Source organism: Mycobacterium gordonae (assembly GCF_002101675.1).
Taxonomy (GTDB): Bacteria; Actinomycetota; Actinomycetes; order Mycobacteriales; family Mycobacteriaceae; genus Mycobacterium; species Mycobacterium gordonae.
In genome coordinates, this window is record NZ_LQOY01000109.1 from 1 (window position 1) to 23,051 (window position 23,051).

The window sequence follows — 23,051 nt, forward strand, 5'->3', positions numbered from 1 at the left end:
ATGGCCCCGTCATGGATATGACCGTGGCGGTATCACCGCTGGTCACACCCACTTTCATCTACCTCTCCTAGAGATAAGAATCGTATCAACCGGTGGCGCGACTACGCCACGTCCCAACGGCTACCCCGGTCCGGTTGACGAACTCGGACAGAGCTGGTTGTTACTGACGTTCGCTAGTGCTTCTCGGATTTCGACTCTGACCGGCTGGTCGCTCCGCGCAAGGCCAAGGGCTGTCGCCCACAGGACGGGAAACTTTTCAGAACACACTGGCTTTCGCTCGCTGAAAACGTTCCGCTCGTGACCATTGCGCTCCCACGTCCCTTTGCCGGTCACATAGTCATCGCGAGAAGGGCCAAAGGACGCGGTGGGATAGTGCAATCGCTGCAGTTGCGAGAAAGGTCAGGCAAAGGCGCGATGAGAAGGATAGATGCCTAGTAAAGCCCTACACCTGGACGCTCGGGAGGCTGCGCGAACGGCAGCCTGAACAGCAGGTGTGCCGTCAATTCAGGGTCGTAGTACTCCGGAACGGGCACTGGACTAGTCCACAACTAAAGGGTTATCAACAAATATCACAATGCTGCTTAAATATCCCAAATGAGCGTTGCGGGGCTCCATTCAGAGCATATAGAATAGGGGCAACGACGTCGTCCTTAAATGGAGACATGACGACCCGGAGAAGAATGTAAAACATCACCGTCACCCAACATCCGCCTCAGTGCAATGGCATACAACATTTCGGCGCTTCAGAAAGCTTGGAATTCGTGCACCGCCGCCCAGAACAACGAGAATCCGGATGTCTCATGAGACATTCGGATTCTGGAGAATACCTGCAAGCACCCGTGGTGGTCGCCGAGGACACGCACTGGGGGGGCTTCCGCCCGGACCGCATTAAGGCGCTGGCCGCCTAGGCCGCCTTCCATCGAAAAGGACGACTGCCATGCCTACTTTCGCCGCCCTGGACCACGACCTGCCCGATGCGTTCGAACTCGACCATCTCGAACGCATCGGTGAAACCCGCGGCCAACTGCTGGCCCACATCGCGGCCGGCATCGAATCCCTGCAAAGCGCGGCCGACACCCTGGATCGGTTGTGCAGCAACACCATCTACGACGCCGACTTCATCGACGGCCGCGATGGCCGCGACGTCGCCGCGTTCCTGGACGAAGCCATCCGCAACGCTCGCGCCACCTACGCCGTCGTGCACGCCGTCATCGACAACGGGGTCCCGCGATGAGCTCCGCACACCACACCTGGCGGCCGCGTGATGCATTCGAGCACGTCCACCAGGCGTTCGAGGCTGCCGGTCACCTCATCCGCCCCCGGGGGACCGATGCCTTCATGGCAAGTTGCCCGCTGCACACCGACCACAGCCCGTCGCTGTCGGTCACCTGGCGGCCCACCGGGCGCGGCGACCAGGGGGGCGCGGTCCTGATGCACTGCTTTAGCTGCCAGGCCAGCATTGCTGACCTCGCCGCAGCCCTCGGATTGCGGGTGGCCGAGCTGTTCGACGCCCCCGCACCGGCACCCGCGAATCACCCCGCCCGGCACCGTCGCACCGCCGCTGCGCGACCCGCGCTCGTCTCGGGTCCGCTGCCCGCGCGGATCACCCGAACCGCCGACCCTGTCGACCACCAGTGGACAACGGTGCGCGTCTACACCTACACCACCGACCGCGGACTGCCCCACCAGCAAGTGGTGCGCCAAGAATGCGGATGCAACGGCCACCGGCACAAACGATTTCAGCAACGCTACCGCGACGGCCGCCGCTGGGTGTACCGCAAACCCGAAGGATTCACCCCCGTGCTCTACCGCAGTAGCGCGATCGGCACCGCCGCCGCCACCGACGAGTGGATCTGGATCACCGAAGGCGAGAAAGACGCCGACACCCTCACCGGCGTAGGCCGTCTGGCCACCACCAACGCTCAAGGAGCCGCCAACTTCACCGACGATCTGCTGGCGCACTTCGACGGCCTGAAGGTGGTCATCGCCGCCGACCGGGATCTGGCCGGCTACCGGCGCGCCCTGGACCTGCACACCCGGCTGCGCCGGCGCGCCGCGCAGGTTGTCATCGTGCTCGCAGCGCTGCATGCCGATAAATCCGACATCACCGATCACCTCGCCGCCGGCCTGTGGCAACCGGGTGAACCGTTCGGCGGGCTCACCGTGGTCGGCCTCGACGAACTGCACGCCCTGGCCCTGGCCGCCACCGCCGCCGAGGCCGCCGACCAATGCGCGACCGCGCTGGCCGAAGCGCGCGCCACCGTCACCCAAGCGCACACCCACCGCCGGTGGCTGGCCGAAGCCGCCCGCCAGCTGCGCGCCGTGCACCACCAACACCAGCAGCTGACCAAGATCGTGCGCCACAAACGTTCAGCAACCGCCGAGACGGCCCTGCGCACCGTCACCGCACTGCGCACCCGCGCCGCCGCCGACTACCGGCGCAGCGCCACTGCCGAACCCCGCCTGCAGGAGTCCGCATGAACACCGGCATCGACACCCTGGTCACTGCCCAAGTCACCACCGCCATCACCGCGGCCGCAGGCCGCACCGGCGGCCCGGCCGCCCACGCCGCCCGCGCCTGGATCGACGGCCTGTGCGCACGCGCCCAGCTGCGCTCCGAACGACACCTCCGCCCCCACCGCCCGCACTCCTCGAGGTAGGAACCCATGCACATCACCAGCCCAGCCCGCGCGGCCGCGACCGCCCTTTTCCTGGCTGTCCTGGCTGTAGCCGGATCACCACCGGCCCGAGCCGACATACCCACGGTCAGCCCCGGTGACCGCATCGAATACCTCAGTGCCGCCGCCGATGTCACCATGTTCTGCACCATCGGCTACGTTTACACCGGCCGCGACCTGCACACCTACGCCGTCACCGCCGGGCACTGCCGAGGCAAGACCGCGGGCTACGCCCGCGCCACCCGCACCGGATTGACCGGAGACTTCACCCGCGCCATCGTCGAACCGCCCTACCAGGGCGGCCCCGACTACGGCCTGATCGACTTCGGTATCCGATCACTGCCGCTTGCCTACATCGGTGACACCCCCACCACCAACCGTCACCCCCAACCCGAAAAAGGCCAGCAAGTCTGCCGCACCGGAGTCTCCAGCGGTCAACACTGCGGAGCCATCACCGGATACGCCGGCAAAAACCAATACCTCACCACCGGCATGCCGGCCAGCATTCCCGGCGACTCCGGCGGCCCCGTCTGGCTCACCACCGCGACCGGATCCGCCGAAATCATCGGCATCTGGCTCGGCGAAAAAACCACCACCAACGGCCAAGAACACGGCCGCTTCGCCTCCCTGGCCGACGGCCTGCAACTGCTGAACTGATCCGAGGAATCGACCCTTGCCACCCTCTGTGTTCCCGCCCGCCGATGGCGATGGCGACGTGGGCATTCCCACCACGCGACACCGTCGTGTCGGGGCCGAGTTCATCACCGTAGATAGCGAGATCCTGGCATTACGGCGCTGTTCATGCCGGGTGCAGTTCCTCGGAGCGAGGTGCCCCGATGCGGGAACGCCCTACCTGTACCGTCCGCCAACAGCCACCTAAAACAGGCGCGCCACAACTTAGTACGGCAACTCGCACACTGCGACGTCGCAACGCCGTTGGTGGGCTGGCCACTCACCGGTGATTACCCACGCCGCCAGCGCAACCGGCACCGGACCCGGTGAATCCACCATCAACCGCCACAACGCCGTCTCGATCACGCCACCAGATTACTGCGACAGCGACATTCACCGCCACGCGTTCTCAACCTCAACGGAAAGGGCCCGGATCGTCCATCGATAGTGCTGTCTCGATGTAGCCGACGAAAGACGCAGGCGTCCAGGCCTCGCTCAAACCAATTGTCGCTTCGTTGAAGACCGCACCGATTGACCCTCCTTCGGCAAGGTAAAGCGGGGTGATCTTCGTCGCGGGCTCGCCGTAGTCAGCAGGGGCAGCCGGGTTGTAGTCGACGCGCAGCGCGACGATCGGCAGAACCTTGCCGTCCGCATCGATCGCTGTAAGCCCCTGCGGTACGGAAACGATTGTCGGGGGGTAGCGACTGTCGGTGCTCATAGCTCCCATCATGACGTAGCTGTACAGACCTCCGCACCTGCCGGGACGAGACGTGCCCTGCTCGCACGGCAAGAGCACCACCAGCTCCACCACCACCGACGCGCCCGACCGCGCGCTAGGTGAGGGTGAACTCCATGTCCTCGCCGTTGACAGTCACCGCAAGACGCGCGTTCTCGACGCCCGCGGCGCGCATGTAATCCGCCAGGGTCGACAACAGCCAGTCCTGCTGGCCCTCAATCTTTGACACCGAGCCTTGGCTGATCCCCAACCGTGCGGCCAGGTCGGTCTGTGTCAACGCGGCAGCTTTGCGGATGGCCGCCAGATTGATGGCGTACTGGCGGTCCACCTCGCGCATCCCCTCGCGGATCGCGGCCACCCGCGCCGCCCGCTGCGCATCGGCACGCATGTCCTGCAGGCGTTGATTACCCCTGTCCCTAGCCATCTCGTTGCACCTCTCGTTGCCATTGCGCGATCGCCGCGTCCGCGCGAGCGCCGATGTTGCAAAACACATCGCCCATGCGGGCTTTGTCGCCGGCGAACAGCGCCACCACCACGTGCTGGTCATCGGGAAACCAACAAGTCAGCCGAACCGCGACATCCGGATCGAACGGATGAGAAACCCGCCAACACCGCAAACTTTCTCGACTGGCGCACACGCCGCAGTACCGCGGGTCTCCTCGACGGGTTCCTCAAGAACCACCAGCTGGGCACGATGTAGTCGAGTTGCAGCCGGGCAATCCGGCTGCCCTCCTCGGCGGCGGATTCCAACCGATTGAGCCAACCATCGAACTCCGCTGTCCAATCGATCAACACCACCCAAGTATAGCCTGAAAGCGATATAGGCTGCAATGCATATTACACGGACTCTGATGCGGAGTATTCACCGAAATCCGTAGTCCCTCACCATTTTTACCTGTCAGCGGGCAGCAAGTATGACCGGTGAGGACCCCGTCGCTGTCAACCCACACCCGGCGGGCTCGCCCGTTCTACGCTCCCGCCGCCCTGACGGGCGGGCTCCCGCTGCGCCCGTGCGGCACCGGCGGCCGGGGCCGCCTCCTGCTGATCCGCCGGCCTCTGCGGGGTTGACACCGCCACCCCACCGGTCCCCCGAAGCCCGCGCCACCAGGCGCAGATCACGACTAACGCAAAGGAAATCCTGACTATGAACATCACCGAGCACACCATCGACCCGTGGACCAGCACCGACCACGACCCGCACCAGCCGCCCGCTGCGGGCAGTGACGCAGATGCCGAAAACCTCTACGTTGACTGGGATCTGGAAATCGAACACCACCGCGCCCAACTCGTCGCCAGCCTCGACACCGCCCTGAGCGCACTCACCGGTGCCCACGCAGCGGTCAGCGCCCTGCTCAGTGACCAGGTCTACGACGTCGAGTTCAGCGAAGGTACCAGCGGCGAGGACGTGGCCGCGTTCATCACCGAAAGCCTGCGGCTCACCCGCGCCGCCTACGCCCTGACCCAACACGTCACCGACCGGTCCTGACCCGGCCGCACTTCGAAAGGACGAAGAATGAGCGAGTTCTGGGAACAATGGGCCGCCACGGCCGCCGCGCCGATCCAGTGCCTCAAACGCCGCGCCACGGTGGCCTTCCGCGAAGAACGCCACCTCGGGCTGGTCATTCGGCGCCGCTGGATCACCTTCCCCGATGAAATCAACGGCGCCCCAGTCATCGTCGAGATGCCCGAGAACGCACCGACCAAGACGTGCGACCAGGGCCGCCACGATCAGTGCGGGCATCGCCTCGGCGGCCCGCACGAAGGCGGCATTTTGCTCAAGCTGTCCCTGCCCGGTTTCTGCTGGCGCTGTGGCTGCTCCTGCCACAACGACCCGCACCGCGCCGGGCGCCTGTTCTAACACCCCGGGCCCGGCCAACTCCCCCGCCACACCGAGGGTTGGCTGGGTCCCCCTTTTTCTTCCGGCCCAACCCGGCCAAGTTTGCCGCCCGGGCTGCGCTGCCGCCCGCCCGTGGCGCCGCGTAATCCTTAGCCGCTCAACTCTATTGCCGTCAGCAAGGGGGTAAAGCGTAATCGGCCGGGGGCCCGAGCGGTCAACCCACGCCCGGCGTCGGCGCCGGCGGCGAAGGACATTTCCGGCCCTACCAACTCGCTGCCGCTCGCGGGCCGAAAATCCGCCGGCACCACCACCGGACTCTTCGGGGTTGACAGCCCACCCTCACCCGATTGACCGCACCCCTAGCGCTGACCAGCGCAACCAAGCACCACAGGAGAACGGAAGAAACATCATGTCCTACAACCGCATCGCTATCCTGGCCGCACTACACACCCAACTGCTCGCCGGCAAACCCGACCCCAGCCGCGGCCTGGCCGAGCTCGCCGGACGACTCGTCCTCGACGACACCTTCAACAAGACCCCGCTGCACCACATCGCCGAACGCCGCCCCCTGGCCGCCGCACTGTTGTGGACCCGCATCGCCGATCACCTGAGCGGGCAGGCCCGCATCGAAAGCCTCACCCTGGCCGCCACCTTCGCCCTGGCCGGCGGAAACCCCGGCATCAGCGCCACCCTCATCGACCGCATCGACGTCGCAGCACGCCGCGAGCACACCCAGGCACCGCCCCTCATCGAGGTCCTCAAACTCGACCACCGCGTCCGCGAGCACCACCACGCCGTCGCGGTCTAACACGACACCCTGGCCGGGTACCGCACAGGGCCCGGCCGGGTGTGTCCCCAACCCGCCCACCAACCCACACATCACCATCGCCAAATCAGGAGACAACATCATGGCGCGCAGCAAGATTCACACCACAACGACACCGGACCCCACCACCTACCACCTCGCCGAGCGACTCAAAGGTCTGGCCATCGACAGCCTCTACCGCTTCACCGAAGGCCACCGCACCCTGGCCCCCATCGACGGGCACACCGTCACCGCCCTGCACACCACCCACCCCTGGGGATACAGCGCCCAACTGCACGCCACCGACAGCCACGGGAACCTGCACGCCGCCGCCGAAGCCACCGCCATCCACCCCCCGCCCACGGCCATCAGCTCACGAATCAGAACCTTCCGCAGCGGGACACTGGCATGGCACAACGCCGCCGCCCGCATCACCGACGACGCCTGCCCCGACCCCACCGACGCCGCGATCTTCGTTGCGTCCGGTCACCACCACTACGAACTGAGCCGCCGGCTCAACCCGGCCAACTTCCGCGAATACTGGGATCTGCGCATCGACGGACAGCGCCACGAGCCGGCCTTCGCCGGACCCACCGGCGCAGCCGAATACGTCACCGACACCACCGAAGCGCGACGCTAACCATCCACGGCCCGGCCAGCTCCCCCACCGCCTGGGGGTTGGCCGGGCCCCCTTTTTTTGTTCCGGCCCAGAACCAGGCCTGGCTGCCGCGCGCAGTACCGGGTCACGACCGCCGGTGGCGTCGCGGAATCCGTAGCCGCTCAACTCTCTTGCCGTCAGCTTGGGGCGCAGCGTAATCGGCCGGGGGCCCGAGCGGTCAACCCACGCCCGGCGTCGGCGCCGGCGGTGAAGGACATTTTGCGGCCCTACCTGCTCGCTGCGCTCGCGGGCCGAAAATCCGCCGGCCCCTCCACCGGACTCTTCGGGGTTGACAGCCCACCCTCGACCGATTGACCGCACCCCTAGCGCTGACCGGCGCAGCCAATCACCTTCACCGAACGGAGAACACCTATGACCACCTCGGCCGAGCCCAACAATCTCACCCCAGCCGCGACCATCACCCACAGCATCGTCACCGTCAAAGGCCAACAGCACGCCGAGGTGTCCGCCCACCACGCGCGCACCCCGGACGCCCGAATCTCTCTGACGTGTGCCGGTATTCACATGATCTTCTACAGCTGCCATGCCGTGCAGGGGCTGCTTGAGGCGTTCACCGCCGCCCGCGCACAGATGGTGGGCATCCCCCACCACATTCCGATACTGCGGCGCGACCCGCACGAGATCGAGGCCCGTGTGGCGCTCAGCGTCGAGTGGACGCGCCGACCCACCTACGCCGTCGTCACCCAATCCGCGCTCAATCGGATCAAAACCGCGAAGGTCAACTGGATCGACCTCTACACCGGCCCACTGACCTGGCAGCTTCGTGACCAGGCCGGATTGCTTTCCATGATCGAACTGCTGCGCCGTACACATCAGACCGCGATCGCGATCTTCGCCGACGGCCAGCAATACGACGCAGACCCCACCAGCTGCGATTACCGAATCGTCTAACCGCGCAGGTCGGCCTGGCCAGCTCCCCCGCCACAGGGCTGGCCAGGCCTCTTTTTTCTTCGGGCTCACAACCTCGCCGGCTGCCGCCCGGCTGCGCTGGTGCCCGCCCGCGGCGTCGCGTAATCCGTAGCCGCTCACCTTTATTGCCGTCAGCAAGGGGCGCAGCTTAATCGGCCGGGGGCCCGACCTGTCAACCCACGCCCGGTGGTGGCGCCGGCGGCGGAGGACATTTTGCGGCCCTACCTGCTCGCTGCGCTCGCGGGCCGAAAATCCGCCGGCCCCTCCACCGGACTCTTCGGGGTTGACAGCCCACCCTCGACCGATTGACCGCACCCCTAGCGCTGACCGGCGCAGCCAATCACCTTGACCGAACGGAGAACACCATGGAGAACTTCAACGCACTGCGCACCCCCGCCGACATCGTCGCCGCCGCACCCGGCCTGCTCGGATTCGTTCCCACCAACAGCATCGTGGTCTACCTGCTCGCCCAGCACCCCACCACCGGTCTTGGGGTGCGCTGCGCGGCCCGCTTCGACATCACCAACAGCACCGAACAAGCCACCAACTTCCCTGCCACCTGCAACCTGCGTGCCGGGAACTTCGCCGCCGCGATCATCCTCGCGGTCTGCGACCAACCCCACGACACCCACGCCCACCACCTACTGGAAGCCACCCGAGACGCTCTGCGCGCCATCAACATCGAGGTGTTGCGCTGCCTGCACACCCGCGACGTCACCGAGACTGGCCAGTGGCTCGACATCGACACCGGCCAGTACGGACCCACCTACCCCTACACCGACGCCGTGCTCACCGCCCAACTCGTCCACCGCGGCCACACCATCCGCGCCAACCGCAGCGACATCGAGGACGAATTCAGCCCACTGCCACCCGCGCCGCCCGCCACAGTCGGCGACCACGCCCGCCTCGTCGCAGCGACCGTCGAGGAGATCACCGCCGCCCTGGCCGGTGGGCCCATCACCAACCCCACCCTGGCCACCAGCGCGGGCATCCTGATCACCGCACACCCCGCCCTGCGCGACGCGATGATCGGGCTGGCCGTCGACACCCCCGAATACGCCGCGGACCTGTGGACCCACATCGCACGCCGACTGCGCGGAGCACCCCGCGCCGAAGCCCTCACCGTGGCAGCAGCCTGCCTGTGCCTGAACGGGGACACCGTACGCGCTGGCATCGCCCTAGACGCCGCGTTCGACGAAGCCCACACCAGCCACACACCCGAGCCGCACCTGGCCGGTCTGCTCTCGGCCGCACTGCGTGCCGGGCTCTCACCGGAAAAGATCAGCCAAGCGCTCATTGCCGCTACCGAACCCCGCACCCCCGACACCGACTGATCACCACCCAAGCCGGGACCGGCCAGCTCCCACCGCACGGGGGTTGGCCGGTCCCCTTTTTTCTTCCGGCCCCACCCCCGGCCAGCCGCCATAGGCAATCCCTCTCGCTTCCGCCCGTAGCGTCGCGAAATCCGTAGCCGCTCACCTTCTTGCCGTCAGCAAGGGGGCGCAGCCTAATCGGCCGGGGGCCCGACCTGTCAACCCACGTCCGGTGGTGGCGCCGGCGGCGGAGGACATTTCCGGCCCTACTAGCTCGCTGCCGCTCGCGGGCCGAAAATCCGCCGGCGCCACCACCGGACTCTTCGGGGTTGACAGCCCACCCTCGACCGATTGACCGCACCCCTAGCGCTGACCGGCGCAGCCAATCACGTTGAGCGAACGGAGAACACGACCATGGAGATCTCAGAATTCGAGCACGCCTTCAACCTGTGCGACGAGGCCGCGGGCCGCATCGCCGAGCAGGCCTACGGAATCACCCGCATCGCCGCCCACAACCACGGTGACATCGCGCTGACCACCGTGCACGAACGCACCGCCGACGGTGGGCACCGCCTGGTCCTACTGGCCACTGACGACCACGGCCAGCTCGCCGCCGTCGAAGCCACCACACCGGACCTGCACACACCCCCGGTGACCCGGATCCTCAAAGTCCGCGCCGGCGATCTCACCTTCCACGCCCTGCCCAAGAACAAGTGGGCCTGGTCGGCGGCCGCCGCCGGCCACACCTACCGCCTGGCGGCCGCCACCGGCGACGAACTCGACGACGCCGACGACCCGCTGTGGACCACCACCATCGACGACCACCGCCCGACCGACCACGACGCCCTCGACGACGCCCTCGACACCCTGGTCGACCACCACCGCCGCCGCGCCGCCTAAGCGCAACCCACCGACGACCTCACAGCCCGGCCCGCCACTCCTCGGCGGGCCGGGTTTCCCATACCCCAACGCCTTCAAGGAGATTTCTCATGCCCGACATCGACTACGGACTGGCCCTCGACTTCATCGACCCTGCCGACAACATCACCCGCCAACTCCGGTTCCAACTCAACTGGGCACCCCCCGGCGACCCGCGTCTGTTCGACGGAACCGGCCAACTCGTTGCCGTCGTCGACGACACCCGCCGCCCCGACCACGGCCGCACCCAAGCACTCACCCGCCCCGGCGTCGCACACGCCGACGTCGACGCCGCCCTACGCGGTTGGGAAGCCTGGGCCATGATCAGCGACACCGTCGCCGACCTGGCCGCTATCCGGCGTGCCCTCGTCGCCGCAGGCCTGACCTGAACCCGAGCTACCCGCGGCCCGGCCAGCACCCTTCACACCGGGGGTTGGCCGGGCCCCTTTTTTCTTCCGGCCCCACCCCCCCGGCCAGACGATGCATGCAACCCCTGTCGCTGCCGCCCGTGGCGTCGCGGAATCCGTAGCCGCTCAACCTTTTTGCCTGTCAGCAGGGCGCGAATGGTAACCGGGTGGGGGCCCGTCCGCTCAACCCACGCCCACGGTCGGGCATCGCCGTACCGAGTGACCGTTTTCGGCCCTATGCCAGCCCGCCCGCAAGGCGCTGCGCGCCGGGCGGGCGCGGGCCGAAAACCCGGCGAATACCCGCCGCGGACTCGTCGGGGTTGACCGTCCACCCCCACCCGCTTGCAAGCACCCCTGCGCCGACCGGCGCACAACAACACCGTTTCCCGAAAGGAACACCTCTCATGGCACACGAACTCGACATCACCGGCGGCATCGCATCCTTCGCCAACTCCCGCAGCGACCACTGGCACCGGCTGGGCCAAACCGTCGGTCACACCATGACCGCACGCAAAGCCCTCGACGCCGCCCACCTGGCCGGCTGGAACGTTCGCAAGATGGCCTTGCAGGTGCCCCAGGAGCCCGTCATCGACGAAAACGGCGTCACCGCACCCGAACCCCTGGCGGTGCCCGATTTCTACGCCACCGTGCGCACCAACCCCATCAACGGGCGCCTTGACGTCCTTGGTGTCGTGGGCAGCAAGTACGAGCCCGTCCAAAACGAGGCGTCGTGTGATCTGCTCGACGCCCTCGTCGATGAAAGCGGGGCGCACTTCGAGACCGCCGGCGCGTTGCGCGGCGGGCGGGAAACCTTCGTCACCATGAAGCTGCCTGAGGCGATCGTGTTCGATGGCCGCGACGGCACCCAAGACCGCACCGAGCTGTATCTGGCGGCGTTGAATTCTCACGACGGGTCCTCGAAGTTCACCTTCCTCGTGACCCCGATCCGCATCGTGTGCGCCAACACCCAATCGGCGGCGTTGCGGGATGCCAAGGCCAGCTGGGGAATCCGGCACACCGGAGGGGCCCGGGCGGCCATCCTGGAGGCCCGCAACGCGCTGAAACTGACCTGGCGCTACGCCCAGGCGTTCGAGGCCGAAGCGGCCGCGCTGTATGCCCGCGAGATGGACACCGATCAGGTCCGCGACTTCGCCCACCAGTTGTTCGAGGTCGACGCCGCGACCAGCACCGCCACCCGCCGGCACCGCCGCGAACGCGCTGGCGGCATCGTGAAGCTGTGGACGTCCTCGCCGACCCTCACCCCGATCGCTGGAACCCGGTGGGCGGCCTACAACGCCGTCACCGAATACCTCGACCATCACGTCCCGGTCCGAGGTGCCCGCACCAGCAGTGACGCGGCCAACGCCCGCGCGCTGCGCAACATCGCCAGCGCCGCCAGCACCAGTTCGCTGAAAGGCCAAGCCTTCCGGATGCTGCAGACGCTCTAACCCGACCCTGCCCGGGCCCGGCCAGCTCCCCACACTCGGGGGTTGGCCGGGCCCCCCTTTTTCTTTCGGCCTCACCGCCGCGCCTGACGGCGCGCGGGCGGGCCGCCTCAGCGGCGGCCACCTCCTCCTCCGTAGCCACTCACCTTCTGCCGCTCGACGGGGCGCACACGCTAACCGGGCGGGGGCCCGAGCTGTCCACCCACGCCCGGTGGTGGCGCCGGCGGCGGAGGACATTTCCGGCCCTACCAGCTCGCTGCCGCTCGCGGGCCGAAAATCCGCCGGCGCCACCACCGGACTCTTCGGGGTGGACAGCCCACCCTCACCCGCTTGCCCGCACCCCGTGCCGACCGGCACACCAACCTCGACGGAAGGACTGTCCCATGACCACTGTGCGCACCACCGTGTACCTCAACCACGCCCACGCCCGCTTCTTCGGATTCAACGAGACCACCGCGCAACTGCGCATGGCCGAAACCTTCGACCTCGAGCTCCCCGAGCACCTCACCGGAGCCGCTCTCGTCGACGCCGCCCTCGACGTGGTCTTCGAACAGCTCAACATCGACGAGCCCGAACACATCTGGGCGCTGCGCTACCGCCTGGCCGGGCACCGCAGCCTGTCGGTCGGCGACGTCGTCGTTACCGGCGAAACCGCCTGGGCAGTCGCCCCGATCGGATGGAAGCCTGTCTCCGCCGACACCCTGACCGCCGGCATCCTGCGCTGACCCCCAAACACCGAAAGGAGCCGAGCTCATGGGCGAGTACTTCATCCCGACCTTTCTCAACACCGGCGGGCACATCGTCTGCGCGCTGGACCCCGCCGACTACGGTTCGGGCCTCAAACTGGCCGGCCACACCCGCGCCGACGCCCCGCTGATGTCTGCGGTGCTCACGCTGCTGGCTCTCGACGGCGGTCTGCGCCTGGTCTGGGCCGGTGACTGCGCCGACCCCGATCCCGGCCACCAGGCCGCTCTGTACTTCCTCGTCGAGGACCGCCATTTCGTGCGGTTCGACGGACTCGTGGCCGACGGCGTAGCACCCAACACGCCGCCGCGCCCCGCGGCCGCGTCGACCGCCGGAGGTTACCTGTGCAACCTCGACAAGCGCGAATACCTCGCCCACACCGATCTGCGTGCCGACCACACCGGGTGGCGGCGCACACCGTTGCCTTCGCTGACCGCCGAATCCGAACGCACCACACCCAATTCGCAGAACTTCGGGGCCTGGGCGCGCGACCGACTCCACTACCGGCTCAACCACCCCGGGCCCGGCTGGACCGCGCGCCAGTAAGCGCCACCCAGGGGCCCGACCGCCAGCCGCCCCGACAGCGCTGGCGGTCGGGCACCCTTTTTAGCCTTTGGCCCACCACTCACCACAGAGTCGGATCACTCGATCCCAGCAGCGCCGCGCGCACCGCCTCGGCGTTCCAGCCGTGGCGCACCGCTTCGCGTAACGCCACCGCCCGCTCGCGGCGCGCGCGAAGACCATTGTCGCCCTGCCGGATCGGCAGCCGCCCGCCGCCGCGACCGGCCCGCGCCATCATCACCATGTTGTCGCGCTGAGTCCCGCCCACGATGTGCAGCAGGCCGACCTCGCCGGGCAGGCTCACCCTCACGCACGCCGGATTGTCACAGCCATGCAGAGCCCGCACCCACGGCGCCAACGGTTCGCCTTCAAGCGCGGCCGCCAGCGCATACCGGTTCGGTCGCACCATGATCCGGTCCGACCCGCGGCCGACCCAGAACCGGCCGTAGCCGTCGGTTCCCACCGCGCCTGTCCAGATCGCGCAATCCTCCGCTCCGGGGCCGCGCACCACGTGGGCTTCAAAACGCGCCAGCTCCTCTGCATGCGCGACTGGATCAACGACCAGCTGCAACGGTTGCGAACGTCCCATGACCCCACTGCGTTTCGATGCCTGAGCGCGGCCCGGTTGCCGCACCCGCACCCATCATCGCCGCGGCCACCGACACCGGCAGCGACAACCGAACAAACGATCGGCCCGCTCGCCCCGCGGTCACGGGCGCTGTCCTTACCCCGGATGCGGCCGGTACCACGTCTGGGCGGCGCCCAGTTCACGCACATCGATACCGACGGTGGTGATCAATTCCTCCGGTGTGACAAAGAATCCGGCACCCACCGGGTCACCCGTGTACCAGAAATGCCATCGCGCCACCGACTCGCGCTGCGCCGCAATCGTGTCCAGCCGTCCAAGAATCACCTCGACAGCCAGCGACGGATGATCGTGAATCGGATCGCGTGCCATCAGCTCGACGCCGTCCAACTCAACGACCAGCTTGTCGTCCACCACCCGCAACGGGCCGCGACTCACCACCACGCCCGCATCAGCCATCGCCGCCAGCGCCTTGGATAACAACTCCTCGACCCACTGCTCGGCCTCTTCCATCGGCGCGTAGTCGCCGTTGAGTAACACGCCGCGATGCCAGTGCGCCGACTCCCATTCCGCAGCGAGCGTGTGCGCCTCAACCTCATCCACGCCCACTCCCCTTCACCTTCGGAGTCCGCCCGATCAGCCGCTCCTGCGACCCGCGAGGCCGCACAGCACGCACGACCGCATCAACGACCAGCTGTAGCGGTTGCGAACGTCCCATGACCCCACTGCTTTTCGATACCTGCGCGCGGCCCGGTTGCCGCACCCGCCCCCATCCTCGCCGCGGACACCGACATCGAACCTTCTTAGGCCGGCGCCGATGACTGCGCTGGCGGTTTTACAGCGGCACCGCTTCGGATCGCGTCCCTCGCGGTCACCGCCAGCCCCTCGCCCGCCGCGTCAGCACCGACCACCCCGTCCGCGACCGGTGGTGTCGCCGCGTCGTCAGCGGCCGGCGGCGTGGCATCCTGCGCGGCGGCCTCGGCTTCCCGAATCAGTTCGCGGGCTTGCTTTTCGGAGAGCTTGGCCATCCGCGCGATCTCACGCAGGGGCTCTCCCCGATCGCGCATCGCGGCCAGCGCCTGCCCGCACACCACGCGCTGCGCGCCGCGGCGGCGCTCGGCGTCCTCGCGCAACACCTGCTGGCGCGCCGCAAGCCACCCATCGACGGCCTCGACTCGCTCCCGCGCGGAGAAGTACCGTCCCAGATCCTCGACGTTAGCCCGGGTGCGGCGCACCACGTCGTCCTGGGCGGCGCTGGCGGCCTCGCGCGCGGCGCGGCGGGCCTGCTTGCTGATCACTGTGTTCGCCATGGATCACACGCTAAGCCCCACCAACCCCCCAGCGCCGCAACGCAAGCCAAAAATCTTTCCGACCGCACCCCACACCGGGCTTCGCACCCGATCACTCACCGCCGCCCCGAACGGCACTTAGGCTGCCCTAACTTTTCCCTACCGCCGAACATCACACCTCTTGCACTCAGGTAACGGTTCGGTAACGGCCGTTATCTGGGGGCGGGGGCGCCCCTAGTTTCAGGTTCAGGTGATGACGCAGTGATGGGCTTACATAAATTGACCGCCGGCGACGGCTATCTCTATTTGATCCGCCAAGTCGCCGCCTCTGATGCCACCGAGCGGGGCCGCCCCACTTTGGCGCAGTACTACACCGAAAAGGGGGAATCCCCGGGCCGGTGGATGGGCCGCGGCCTGGCGGCACTGGCCACTCCGCTGGCCCGCTACGCCTGTGATCCGCTGGTCGCCAAGTACTGGGGCGTGCCGGCTGGCTCGCAGGTCGGCGAAGAGCAGATGAAGGCGCTGTTCGGTGAGGGTTTACATCCCAACGCCGAACAGATCACCGGTCTTCTGACGAAGCTGGGCGCCGGTGCGGCCGGGGCGAGTATGGCCGCGCGGCTGGGCCGGCCTTTCCATGTCGACGGCAAAGAAAACCGGTTCGTCACCAGGCTTCGCGAGGTTTACCGCGACTACAACCTCACCATCGGTGCCGACGTTTCAGCCAGCATCGCCCCCGACATCCGGGCCCGGCTGCGCACTGCGGTCGGGCAGGAATTGTTCACCGAAACCTACGCTCGCCCACCGGCGGACGCCCGGGAACTGTCCGGTTTCATCGCCGCCAATTCCCGCGCCGCCTCCACCGCGGTAGCCGGCTACGACCTCACCTTCACCCCGGTCAAATCGGTCTCCACGCTGTGGGCCATCGGTGCACCGCCGATCGCCGCCGCGATCGAGGACTGCCACCGCCAGGCGGTGGAGGAGACCCTGGAATTCCTGGAAGACAACGCCGCGTTCTCCCGCATGGGAGCCGGTGGCATCGCCCAGGTCGACACCACCGGTTTGATCGTGGCCGCCTTCGATCACCGCGACTCCCGGGCCGGGGACCCCAACCTGCATACCCACGCCGCAGTCAGCAACAAGGTCCACGTCATCGGCCCCGACGGAATAGGCCGGTGGATGGCGCTGGACGGCGCGACACTGCACCGTGCCGCGGTCGCGGCCTCGGAGTTCTACAACACCCGCATCGAAGCGTTGCTGGTCGAAAAACTGCGGGTGCGGTTCACCGCGCGGCAGTCCCGGCGCGGTAAACGACCGGTCCGTGAAATCGACGGCATCCCCGAGGAACTCAACGAGAAATACTCCTCACGCAGCGCCGCCATCGACCACCGGGTGGGCGAGCTGGCCAAGGCGTTCCACACCGAACACGGCCGCGAACCCACCGCCGTGGAGATGCTCGCCCTGACTCAGCAAGCCACCCTGGAAACACGGCAAGCCAAACACGAACCCCGCTCCCTGGCCGAGCAGCGCCACACCTGGCGCGTGCAAGCCGTCGAGGTCCTGGGCAGCCAGCGCGCGCTGAGCAACATGGTCGCCGCGGTCACCAATCACGCACCGGCACACCACGTCCCGATCAGCGACAGCTGGGTACACCAGCAGGCCGCTCACGTCATCGACACCGTCTCCGAGCATCGCGCCACCTGGACCATCAACCACGTCCGCGCCGAAGCCCACCGCCAGCTGCGCTACGCCGATCACCCCGGCGGACCCGAACTGGTCGACCGCATCGTCACGGCCGCCCTGCGCGGGCACAGTCTGGTCCTGACCAGCCACGCCGACACCGACAAACACGAACCCGCCGCCCTGCGCCGCGCCGACGGTTCCAGCGTGTACACCCGCCACGACACCACCCTGCACACCAGCGAGGCCATCCTGGCCGCTGAGCGGCGCATCCTGGCCGCCGCCGCCCGCACCGACGGCCGTGTCATCGACGCCGACAGCATCGAAGTGGCGCTGCTGGAAGCCCACGCCAACACCGGTGTGGCCCTCAACGACGGACAAATTGCCATGGTCCGCGAAATGGCCACCTCCGGGGCCCGCGTACAACTCGCGCTCGCCCCCGCAGGCACCGGCAAAACCACCGCCATGGCCGCCCTCGCGGCAGCCTGGCGCACCAGCGGCGGCACCGTGATCGGCCTGGCCCCCACCGCCGGAGCGGCCGAAGTCCTGGCCGAAGACCTCGGCTCGGACACCGACACCCTCGCCAAACTGGTGCAGCTCACCGGCACCCGGGCAGACCAACCCGAAGCCCCCCACGACGACCCCGCCCGCCGATGGTTCGACACCATCAACGCCGACAGTTTGCTCATCGTCGACGAAGCCGGAATGGCCTCCACCGCCGACCTGGACACCCTCCGCGCTTGTGCCGAAGCGCGCGGTGCCAGCGTGCGCCTCATCGGCGACGATGAGCAGTTGGCGTCGATCTCGGCCGGCGGCATCCTGCGCGATCTGGCGCAGCGCCACAATGCGGTCACCCTGAGCACCGTCGTGCGCTTCACCCACCCCGAAACCGGGCACGCCGAAGCCGCCGCCAGCCTGGCCATCCGCAACGGTGACCCCGCCGGCATCGGCTTCTACATCGACCACGGCCGCGTCCATGTCGGCGCCGATCAACACGCCGCGGACATGGCCTACGACGCCTGGGCCGCCGACCGTGCCGCCGGGCGCGACTCGATCCTGTTGGCTCCCACCAACGAGCTAGTCGCCCAACTCAACGAACGCGCCCGACTGGACCGTCTCACCGCCGCCGGCACCGACGCGAGCACACCCAAAGCCGCAGCGACCGTCACCCTCGCTGATGGGCTGACCGCCTCGGCCGGCGACATCATCGCCACCCGCAAGAACGCCCGCTGGATACGGACCACCAGCCGCGGCGGCTGGGTCAAAAACGGTCACCGCTGGACCATCCGCACCGTGCACGACGACGGCTCGTTGACCGTCGTCCCGCTCCGAGGCCGCGCCACGACGGTGCGGCTACCCGCCCGCTACGTCACCACCAACACCACCCTGGGCTACGCCTGCACCATCAACGCCGCCCAAGGCATGACCGCGGGTGGGCGCGACGTCGAAGGCACCTGCCACACCGTCATTTCCGACCGGCTCACCCGCCAGCAGCTCTACGTCGCTGGCACCCGCGGACGCACCGAAAACCACTTCTACGGCTCCACCGCCGAATCCGACCCGCACCGCATCCTGGCGCCCAAAGCCACCCACCCACCGACCGCCGTCGACGTGCTCACGACCATTCTCGGCCGCGACGGCGCACAAATCTCCGCTCACACCGCCGCCGCACTCGACGCCGACCCGTTCACCCGGTTACACCAAGCGTGCGCGATGTATGCCGATGCGCTCTCTGCGGGCGCCGAACACCGCGCCGGCACCACCGTCATGGCCGCCATCGACACCGCGGCCGCGGGCCTCGGAACCCGCGTCACCGACGCCCCGGCCTGGCCGGTGCTGCGCCGCAACCTGGCTCTGCTTGCCCTGCACGGTGCTGACCCCGTCGCCGCCCTCCACGACGCCGCAGCCACCCCACTCGGCGATGCTGTCGACCCTGCCGCCGTCCTGGATTGGCGCCTGCCCATCCGCGGCGAAACCACTGCGCCACAACCCGCCCCGCTGCACTGGCTCAACCCCATACCAGCGGCCCTGAGCAACGATGACGTGTGGGGTCCGTGCCTGCGCGCGCGGGCTGAACTGGTCACCGAACTCGCCGACACCGTACGCTCCACCGCCCGCGGGTGGGGGGCTGCCACCGCACCGGCGTGGGCGCGCCCACTGCTCGGCCAGCGCGACCCTCTGATGGCCGAAATCGCCGTCTTCCGGGCCGCCCACGGCGTCGATCAGGCCGACACCCGCATCACCGGCCCCGAACAACACCCCAACCGCTCCAAGGTCTTCCAACAGCTCATCAACGCCCGCCTCGACGCAGCCCTGACCCGAGCCAACACCAACGCCGCGCGTTGGCGCCAGCTCGCCGAAAACCACGACCGACATCTCACCGCAGACCCGTTCTGGCCGCGCCTGGCCACCCACTTCAACGACGCCGCCCAGGCCGGCGCCGACATCGACACGTTGCTGCGCGACGCCCTAGCCGCGCACGGCCCACTCCCGTCCGAGATGCCCGCCGCCGCCCTGTGGTGGCGCCTGGCCGGCACCCTGGCCCCGTCGTCGCTGGATCGCGCCGACACCACCCTGCGACCGGCCTGGGCCGCGGCGCTACACGGTCTGTTCGGCACCGTCGTCGCCGAAGCGATCCTCACCGACTACGCCTGGCCGTCCCTGGTCGCCGCGGTGGCCGCCTGTGACTGGCCCCCGGCTGATCTGCTCGCCGCCGCCGCGGAACACCTGCACGACATCAACGCCGAAAAGCCTTTGCGCCCCGACCAGTACGCGCGCCTGCTGACCTACCGCGTCGAGCTGCTCACCCACCACGCCGCCACCCTCGACCCCGACGTACCGCACCCCGCCGACACCCAGCACACACAGGCGGTCGGCGACCAACTCGACTTGTTCGCCACCGGCGACTACGGGCTCGAGGAGCACCTGGGCGAGCCGCCACCCGACCCCACCGACTACCCCTACAGCTTCGCCGAAGAGGACCTCGCCGGCCTGGACTTCGACGACCTCCCCCACCACCGGCCCCTGCGTGCTGAGCTGGCCGAGAACACTGACATCCCCGCTCTGCGCGCCCGCCGCGACGCCGCCTACCGCCACCTGCGCCAGCTGGAAAAAGCCATCCTGGGCGGGGGCGGTGGACCCGCCGAACACGCCGCCGCCGCCGAACTCGCCGACCTGCGCCGCCGCCACCACCAGCAGCGGCCCCTGCACCAGGCGCTGGCCCACGCCCACACCCGGTGGGTGCACGCCGAAGACGCCGCCGCGCTGCACGCCACGCTGCTCGACCAGCTCGACGCCGCCATCACCGCGGCGACCCGCCGCGCCGATCACGGTGCCGCCGCCCGCTACCGCGCCCACCGCGACCAGGTCACCAGAAACACCGAGCGCATCACTGTCGCGCTACACACTGCGCGCACCCGACTCGACGACACCCGCACCACCCTGCTCGACGCCGCCGGCGGCCCGCAGGGCATCGTCACCGAACACCACATCCACACCCGCCGCACCGCGGCCATCACCACCGACACCGCCGCCCTCAACGACGCCCGCCGAAACGCCCGCACCCTCGATGACCAACTCTGCCGCGCAGAAGCCGGGGCGGCCCGCGCCCTGGCGCAGCGCCCCACCCACGCCTACGATCTGGCGACCGACATCGACCAATTACGCGCCGAGGTTGCTTACCTGCAGGCCGCCAGCACCGTCAGCCCCGGAGCCCTCTACTACCCGCCCGAAACCGCGCTCGGCGACCTCGACGACACCCACCGCCGCGTCGTTACCGCGATCACCGCCAACATCCACACCGTGCAAGCACTGCACCTACACCCCGGCGCCGACAAGCACGGTGCCCTGGCCGCGCTCGTGGCAACCGCACACGACCAGAATCACCGTGTGCTCGCGCTGACCGCCAGCCCGGCAGCCCGCGATTACGCCGCCCACCACTGCTACGCCGACGCCAGCGGCCACATCGACAGCGCCCGCACCACACTCGGCAAGACGCCCCTGAAACTGCCTCTGGGCAGTCTGATCGTCGTCGACGACGCCGACCACCTCAGCACCGACAACCTGCACTGGCTCACCGCGGCCGCCACCGCCACCAACACCAAACTCATCCTCATCACCACCGGCGACCACCACCACCGACCCGCCCACACCCTGATCGCCGCGCTGCACCACAACTCCACCACCGCCCACCAACTCGGCACCCCCGAACCCGACCCAGACCCGGCCCCGCGCACTGCCATCGAACGCGCCGAACACCACCTCGCCACCACCAGCGCAACCAGCACCACCCGTGACCAAGCCGTCGAATTACTACGCCAACGCACCCAGATCGTCGACCGCCTACGCGACATCGCCGAGGCCGCCGCCCACATCGACAACCTCACCACCCCAGCCCGCCACATCGACCGCGGCTACGGCATCGACCTCTGACCACAGCAGCGACGCGTTCGAGCTCCGCCAGCACCTGCACGGCAATTGCACGCCCCCGCAGGCACGTCCAAGTCGCGCGCGTGCACTTGTCGTCGGGCGCACGGTCCTAAGGGCCACCACGATATCCCGGCGCACATCTACGAACCGCTGAGCACCCACACCACTCCGGGAACCAACTCCCGTCCCGCGCTGATCGTCTACTTTCACAGCGGCGGTTTCGTCCTGCGCGACTCCGTGTCACGCGATGCCGATTGCCGCCGCCTGGCCAACGGCGTCGGCGCGGTCGTCATGGCCGTCGACTACCGCCTGGCCCCCCAGAACCGCTTTCCCGCCGCGCTGGAGGACGCCTGGACGGCAACCCGCTGGGCTGCTGACATCGCCGAACAGATCGGCTGCGATCCGCACCGGGTGGCGGTAGCCGGAGAAGGTGCGGGCGCCAACCTGGCCATCGGTGTGTGCCTGCTGGCCCGCGACCGCAACGGACCGCCCATCGCCTTCCAGCTTCTGATTTGTCCCGTCGTCGGCGGCAGTGTGCTCAGCTCGGCGAGAAGCGGTGAGGCCAGCGGATTGAGCCGCGGCACACCTCGTCCTGGCCCACGCCGACCCGCAGCGCGCAGCCGGTGAACAGTTCGCCCGCCAGCTACGCGCCGCCGGCGTGCCTACCACCGCACGCTGCTGCCCCGGCATGTTCCACGGCTTCTACAACCTGGCCGACCAACTCGACACCGCCGCGCGCGCCAACACCGATGTCCACACCATCCTGCGCGACGCCCTCAACAACCCAAACCCGTTGACCCGCACAGCGTTACGCTGACCCCCGATAGCGAGGCAAGAAGGCCGCTCTCGGTTGACACAATGTTGCACACGCACAAACCCCCGTAGCCGAGGAGGATTACATGCCCAAAGGTGATATCACCACCTACAACGAAGACGGGGTGTGGAAGTCGAAAGTGGAAGGCAGCCGCCGCGCCGCACACACCGGCGGCACCAAAGCCGAACAGACCGCGATAGGCCGAAAAATGGCGCAGGACCGCAAGGTCGAGCACACCATCCGCAACCTGGACGGAACAATCCGCCAGAAGAACTCCTACGGCAACGACCCCAACCCGCCGCGCGGCTGACGCGGGCACGCAGCGTTGCTGGAACCGCGCCCTCCCCGGCCGGCCGACTCCGCTGCGCCGGCTGACTGGTTGAGCGCCCGAGTCGATCTGTGGGGCCCGCACTGGGTCACCAACGTCGTAGGCTCCGGATTACACCTGAGCCCCCGCGCGCTCGGCGCACTGTGCGCGATATCTCTAGGTGAGCGGCGTGTGGAGTCGACGTCTACGACGGGGCCGCGGCTTGGCGTAGGTCCGTCGTCGTGG

General features: G+C 68.3%; 26 protein-coding genes. 20 read left to right on the plus strand and 6 right to left on the minus strand.

The window, feature by feature from the left end; all coding sequences use genetic code 11:
• Nucleotides 1-689: 689 nt before the first annotated feature.
• Genes AWC08_RS39660 through AWC08_RS17870 form a run of 5 tightly spaced genes read left to right on the plus strand, consistent with a single transcriptional unit; the run spans nt 690 to nt 3,335 of the window.
• Complete coding sequence (locus AWC08_RS39660) at nt 690-908, plus strand: thioredoxin domain-containing protein (protein WP_083271099.1); 219 nt, start codon at nt 690-692, stop codon at nt 906-908.
• Nucleotides 909-937: 29 nt separating this feature from the next.
• Nucleotides 938-1,234, plus strand: a complete 297-nt coding sequence (locus tag AWC08_RS17855; protein ID WP_069433387.1) for a hypothetical protein — start codon at nt 938-940, stop codon at nt 1,232-1,234.
• On the plus strand, nt 1,231-2,481 hold the full coding sequence (locus AWC08_RS17860; RefSeq protein ID WP_069433386.1) for a hypothetical protein: 1,251 nt from the start codon (nt 1,231-1,233) through the stop codon (nt 2,479-2,481). The genes AWC08_RS17855 and AWC08_RS17860 overlap by 4 nt, the downstream gene beginning before the upstream one ends.
• Nucleotides 2,478-2,660 (plus strand): hypothetical protein, encoded by a 183-nt coding sequence (locus AWC08_RS17865; protein ID WP_054586052.1) that lies wholly within the window; start codon nt 2,478-2,480, stop codon nt 2,658-2,660. The genes AWC08_RS17860 and AWC08_RS17865 overlap by 4 nt, the downstream gene beginning before the upstream one ends.
• A gap of 6 nt (nt 2,661-2,666) precedes the next feature.
• On the plus strand, nt 2,667-3,335 hold the full coding sequence (locus tag AWC08_RS17870) for a chymotrypsin family serine protease (protein WP_069433385.1): 669 nt from the start codon (nt 2,667-2,669) through the stop codon (nt 3,333-3,335).
• A gap of 240 nt (nt 3,336-3,575) precedes the next feature.
• On the opposite strand, the gene AWC08_RS36580 is transcribed toward AWC08_RS17870, so the two are convergent.
• The 3 genes from AWC08_RS36580 to AWC08_RS17880 form a co-directional block, all read right to left on the minus strand.
• Complete coding sequence (locus AWC08_RS36580; protein WP_156803067.1) at nt 3,576-3,716, minus strand: hypothetical protein; 141 nt, start codon at nt 3,714-3,716, stop codon at nt 3,576-3,578.
• A gap of 49 nt (nt 3,717-3,765) precedes the next feature.
• The gene (locus AWC08_RS17875; protein WP_131811263.1) at nt 3,766-4,068 is read right to left on the minus strand and encodes a hypothetical protein; all 303 of its coding nucleotides are present in this window, start codon (nt 4,066-4,068) and stop codon (nt 3,766-3,768) included.
• 115 nt (nt 4,069-4,183) lie between these two features.
• Nucleotides 4,184-4,510: a helix-turn-helix domain-containing protein gene (locus tag AWC08_RS17880; RefSeq protein ID WP_197521993.1), complete on the minus strand. Its 327-nt coding sequence runs from the start codon at nt 4,508-4,510 to the stop codon at nt 4,184-4,186.
• Between the two features lie 720 nt (nt 4,511-5,230).
• Between AWC08_RS17880 and AWC08_RS17890 the strand changes: the two genes are divergently transcribed.
• From AWC08_RS17890 to AWC08_RS17940, 11 genes are all read left to right on the plus strand, one after another.
• Nucleotides 5,231-5,572 (plus strand): hypothetical protein, encoded by a 342-nt coding sequence (locus AWC08_RS17890; protein ID WP_082951976.1) that lies wholly within the window; start codon nt 5,231-5,233, stop codon nt 5,570-5,572.
• Between the two features lie 27 nt (nt 5,573-5,599).
• Complete coding sequence (locus AWC08_RS17895; RefSeq protein ID WP_069433383.1) at nt 5,600-5,944, plus strand: hypothetical protein; 345 nt, start codon at nt 5,600-5,602, stop codon at nt 5,942-5,944.
• A 388-nt stretch (nt 5,945-6,332) separates the two neighbouring features.
• Nucleotides 6,333-6,731 (plus strand): hypothetical protein, encoded by a 399-nt coding sequence (locus tag AWC08_RS17900; protein WP_069433382.1) that lies wholly within the window; start codon nt 6,333-6,335, stop codon nt 6,729-6,731.
• A gap of 100 nt (nt 6,732-6,831) precedes the next feature.
• Nucleotides 6,832-7,368 (plus strand): hypothetical protein, encoded by a 537-nt coding sequence (locus tag AWC08_RS17905; protein ID WP_068033427.1) that lies wholly within the window; start codon nt 6,832-6,834, stop codon nt 7,366-7,368.
• 390 nt (nt 7,369-7,758) lie between these two features.
• Nucleotides 7,759-8,298: a hypothetical protein gene (locus tag AWC08_RS17910; RefSeq protein ID WP_069435656.1), complete on the plus strand. Its 540-nt coding sequence runs from the start codon at nt 7,759-7,761 to the stop codon at nt 8,296-8,298.
• A 323-nt stretch (nt 8,299-8,621) separates the two neighbouring features.
• A complete protein-coding gene (locus AWC08_RS17915; protein ID WP_232007827.1) occupies nt 8,622-9,650 on the plus strand; it encodes a DUF4192 domain-containing protein in 1,029 nt (342 codons plus the stop codon).
• A gap of 330 nt (nt 9,651-9,980) precedes the next feature.
• On the plus strand, nt 9,981-10,529 hold the full coding sequence (locus tag AWC08_RS17920; protein WP_232007826.1) for a hypothetical protein: 549 nt from the start codon (nt 9,981-9,983) through the stop codon (nt 10,527-10,529).
• Nucleotides 10,530-10,618: 89 nt separating this feature from the next.
• The gene (locus AWC08_RS17925) at nt 10,619-10,936 is read left to right on the plus strand and encodes a hypothetical protein (protein ID WP_054586042.1); all 318 of its coding nucleotides are present in this window, start codon (nt 10,619-10,621) and stop codon (nt 10,934-10,936) included.
• A gap of 422 nt (nt 10,937-11,358) precedes the next feature.
• The gene (locus AWC08_RS17930; protein WP_069433381.1) at nt 11,359-12,402 is read left to right on the plus strand and encodes a DUF932 domain-containing protein; all 1,044 of its coding nucleotides are present in this window, start codon (nt 11,359-11,361) and stop codon (nt 12,400-12,402) included.
• A gap of 380 nt (nt 12,403-12,782) precedes the next feature.
• Nucleotides 12,783-13,124, plus strand: a complete 342-nt coding sequence (locus AWC08_RS17935) for a hypothetical protein (RefSeq protein ID WP_054586040.1) — start codon at nt 12,783-12,785, stop codon at nt 13,122-13,124.
• Between the two features lie 28 nt (nt 13,125-13,152).
• A complete protein-coding gene (locus AWC08_RS17940) occupies nt 13,153-13,689 on the plus strand; it encodes a hypothetical protein (protein WP_069433380.1) in 537 nt (178 codons plus the stop codon).
• A gap of 79 nt (nt 13,690-13,768) precedes the next feature.
• Here AWC08_RS17940 and AWC08_RS17945 read toward each other — a convergent pair whose 3' ends face one another.
• From AWC08_RS17945 to AWC08_RS17955, 3 genes are all read right to left on the minus strand, one after another.
• Complete coding sequence (locus AWC08_RS17945) at nt 13,769-14,293, minus strand: hypothetical protein (protein ID WP_069433379.1); 525 nt, start codon at nt 14,291-14,293, stop codon at nt 13,769-13,771.
• Nucleotides 14,294-14,428: 135 nt separating this feature from the next.
• Complete coding sequence (locus tag AWC08_RS17950) at nt 14,429-14,893, minus strand: hypothetical protein (RefSeq protein ID WP_232007825.1); 465 nt, start codon at nt 14,891-14,893, stop codon at nt 14,429-14,431.
• A gap of 200 nt (nt 14,894-15,093) precedes the next feature.
• On the minus strand, nt 15,094-15,600 hold the full coding sequence (locus AWC08_RS17955) for a hypothetical protein (protein ID WP_068033424.1): 507 nt from the start codon (nt 15,598-15,600) through the stop codon (nt 15,094-15,096).
• 243 nt (nt 15,601-15,843) lie between these two features.
• Here AWC08_RS17955 and mobF point away from each other — a divergent pair, with 243 nt between their 5' ends.
• From mobF to AWC08_RS17970, 4 genes are all read left to right on the plus strand, one after another.
• Complete coding sequence (gene mobF, locus AWC08_RS17960; RefSeq protein WP_069433378.1) at nt 15,844-21,687, plus strand: MobF family relaxase; 5,844 nt, start codon at nt 15,844-15,846, stop codon at nt 21,685-21,687.
• Between the two features lie 45 nt (nt 21,688-21,732).
• The gene (locus AWC08_RS17965) at nt 21,733-22,311 is read left to right on the plus strand and encodes an alpha/beta hydrolase (protein WP_051445788.1); all 579 of its coding nucleotides are present in this window, start codon (nt 21,733-21,735) and stop codon (nt 22,309-22,311) included.
• 31 nt (nt 22,312-22,342) lie between these two features.
• Nucleotides 22,343-22,501 carry a hypothetical protein gene (locus AWC08_RS35465; protein WP_230493334.1) on the plus strand — a complete coding sequence of 53 codons (159 nt, stop codon included), beginning with the start codon at nt 22,343-22,345 and terminating at the stop codon, nt 22,499-22,501.
• Between the two features lie 82 nt (nt 22,502-22,583).
• Nucleotides 22,584-22,808 (plus strand): DUF2188 domain-containing protein, encoded by a 225-nt coding sequence (locus AWC08_RS17970; RefSeq protein WP_042910090.1) that lies wholly within the window; start codon nt 22,584-22,586, stop codon nt 22,806-22,808.
• The last annotated feature ends 243 nt before the right edge of the window (nt 22,809-23,051 follow it).

Excerpts from the sequence above, each read along its gene's own strand:
- AWC08_RS17900 (WP_069433382.1), top strand. The coding sequence starts at position 6,333 with ATGTCCTACAACCGCATCGCTATCCTGGCCGCACTACACACCCAACTG.
- AWC08_RS17925 (WP_054586042.1), top strand. The coding sequence starts at position 10,619 with ATGCCCGACATCGACTACGGACTGGCCCTCGACTTCATCGACCCTGCC.
- AWC08_RS17955 (WP_068033424.1), bottom strand. The coding sequence starts at position 15,600 with ATGGCGAACACAGTGATCAGCAAGCAGGCCCGCCGCGCCGCGCGCGAG.
- AWC08_RS17895 (WP_069433383.1), top strand. The coding sequence starts at position 5,600 with ATGAGCGAGTTCTGGGAACAATGGGCCGCCACGGCCGCCGCGCCGATC.
- AWC08_RS17875 (WP_131811263.1), bottom strand. The coding sequence starts at position 4,068 with ATGAGCACCGACAGTCGCTACCCCCCGACAATCGTTTCCGTACCGCAG.
- AWC08_RS17905 (WP_068033427.1), top strand. The coding sequence starts at position 6,832 with ATGGCGCGCAGCAAGATTCACACCACAACGACACCGGACCCCACCACC.
- AWC08_RS17880 (WP_197521993.1), bottom strand. The coding sequence starts at position 4,510 with ATGGCTAGGGACAGGGGTAATCAACGCCTGCAGGACATGCGTGCCGAT.
- AWC08_RS17940 (WP_069433380.1), top strand. The coding sequence starts at position 13,153 with ATGGGCGAGTACTTCATCCCGACCTTTCTCAACACCGGCGGGCACATC.
- AWC08_RS17945 (WP_069433379.1), bottom strand. The coding sequence starts at position 14,293 with ATGGGACGTTCGCAACCGTTGCAGCTGGTCGTTGATCCAGTCGCGCAT.
- AWC08_RS17860 (WP_069433386.1), top strand. The coding sequence starts at position 1,231 with ATGAGCTCCGCACACCACACCTGGCGGCCGCGTGATGCATTCGAGCAC.
- AWC08_RS17890 (WP_082951976.1), top strand. The coding sequence starts at position 5,231 with ATGAACATCACCGAGCACACCATCGACCCGTGGACCAGCACCGACCAC.
- AWC08_RS17930 (WP_069433381.1), top strand. The coding sequence starts at position 11,359 with ATGGCACACGAACTCGACATCACCGGCGGCATCGCATCCTTCGCCAAC.
- AWC08_RS17865 (WP_054586052.1), top strand. The coding sequence starts at position 2,478 with ATGAACACCGGCATCGACACCCTGGTCACTGCCCAAGTCACCACCGCC.
- AWC08_RS17910 (WP_069435656.1), top strand. The coding sequence starts at position 7,759 with ATGACCACCTCGGCCGAGCCCAACAATCTCACCCCAGCCGCGACCATC.
- AWC08_RS17870 (WP_069433385.1), top strand. The coding sequence starts at position 2,667 with ATGCACATCACCAGCCCAGCCCGCGCGGCCGCGACCGCCCTTTTCCTG.
- AWC08_RS17935 (WP_054586040.1), top strand. The coding sequence starts at position 12,783 with ATGACCACTGTGCGCACCACCGTGTACCTCAACCACGCCCACGCCCGC.
- mobF (WP_069433378.1), top strand. The coding sequence starts at position 15,844 with ATGGGCTTACATAAATTGACCGCCGGCGACGGCTATCTCTATTTGATC.
- AWC08_RS17855 (WP_069433387.1), top strand. The coding sequence starts at position 938 with ATGCCTACTTTCGCCGCCCTGGACCACGACCTGCCCGATGCGTTCGAA.
- AWC08_RS17970 (WP_042910090.1), top strand. The coding sequence starts at position 22,584 with ATGCCCAAAGGTGATATCACCACCTACAACGAAGACGGGGTGTGGAAG.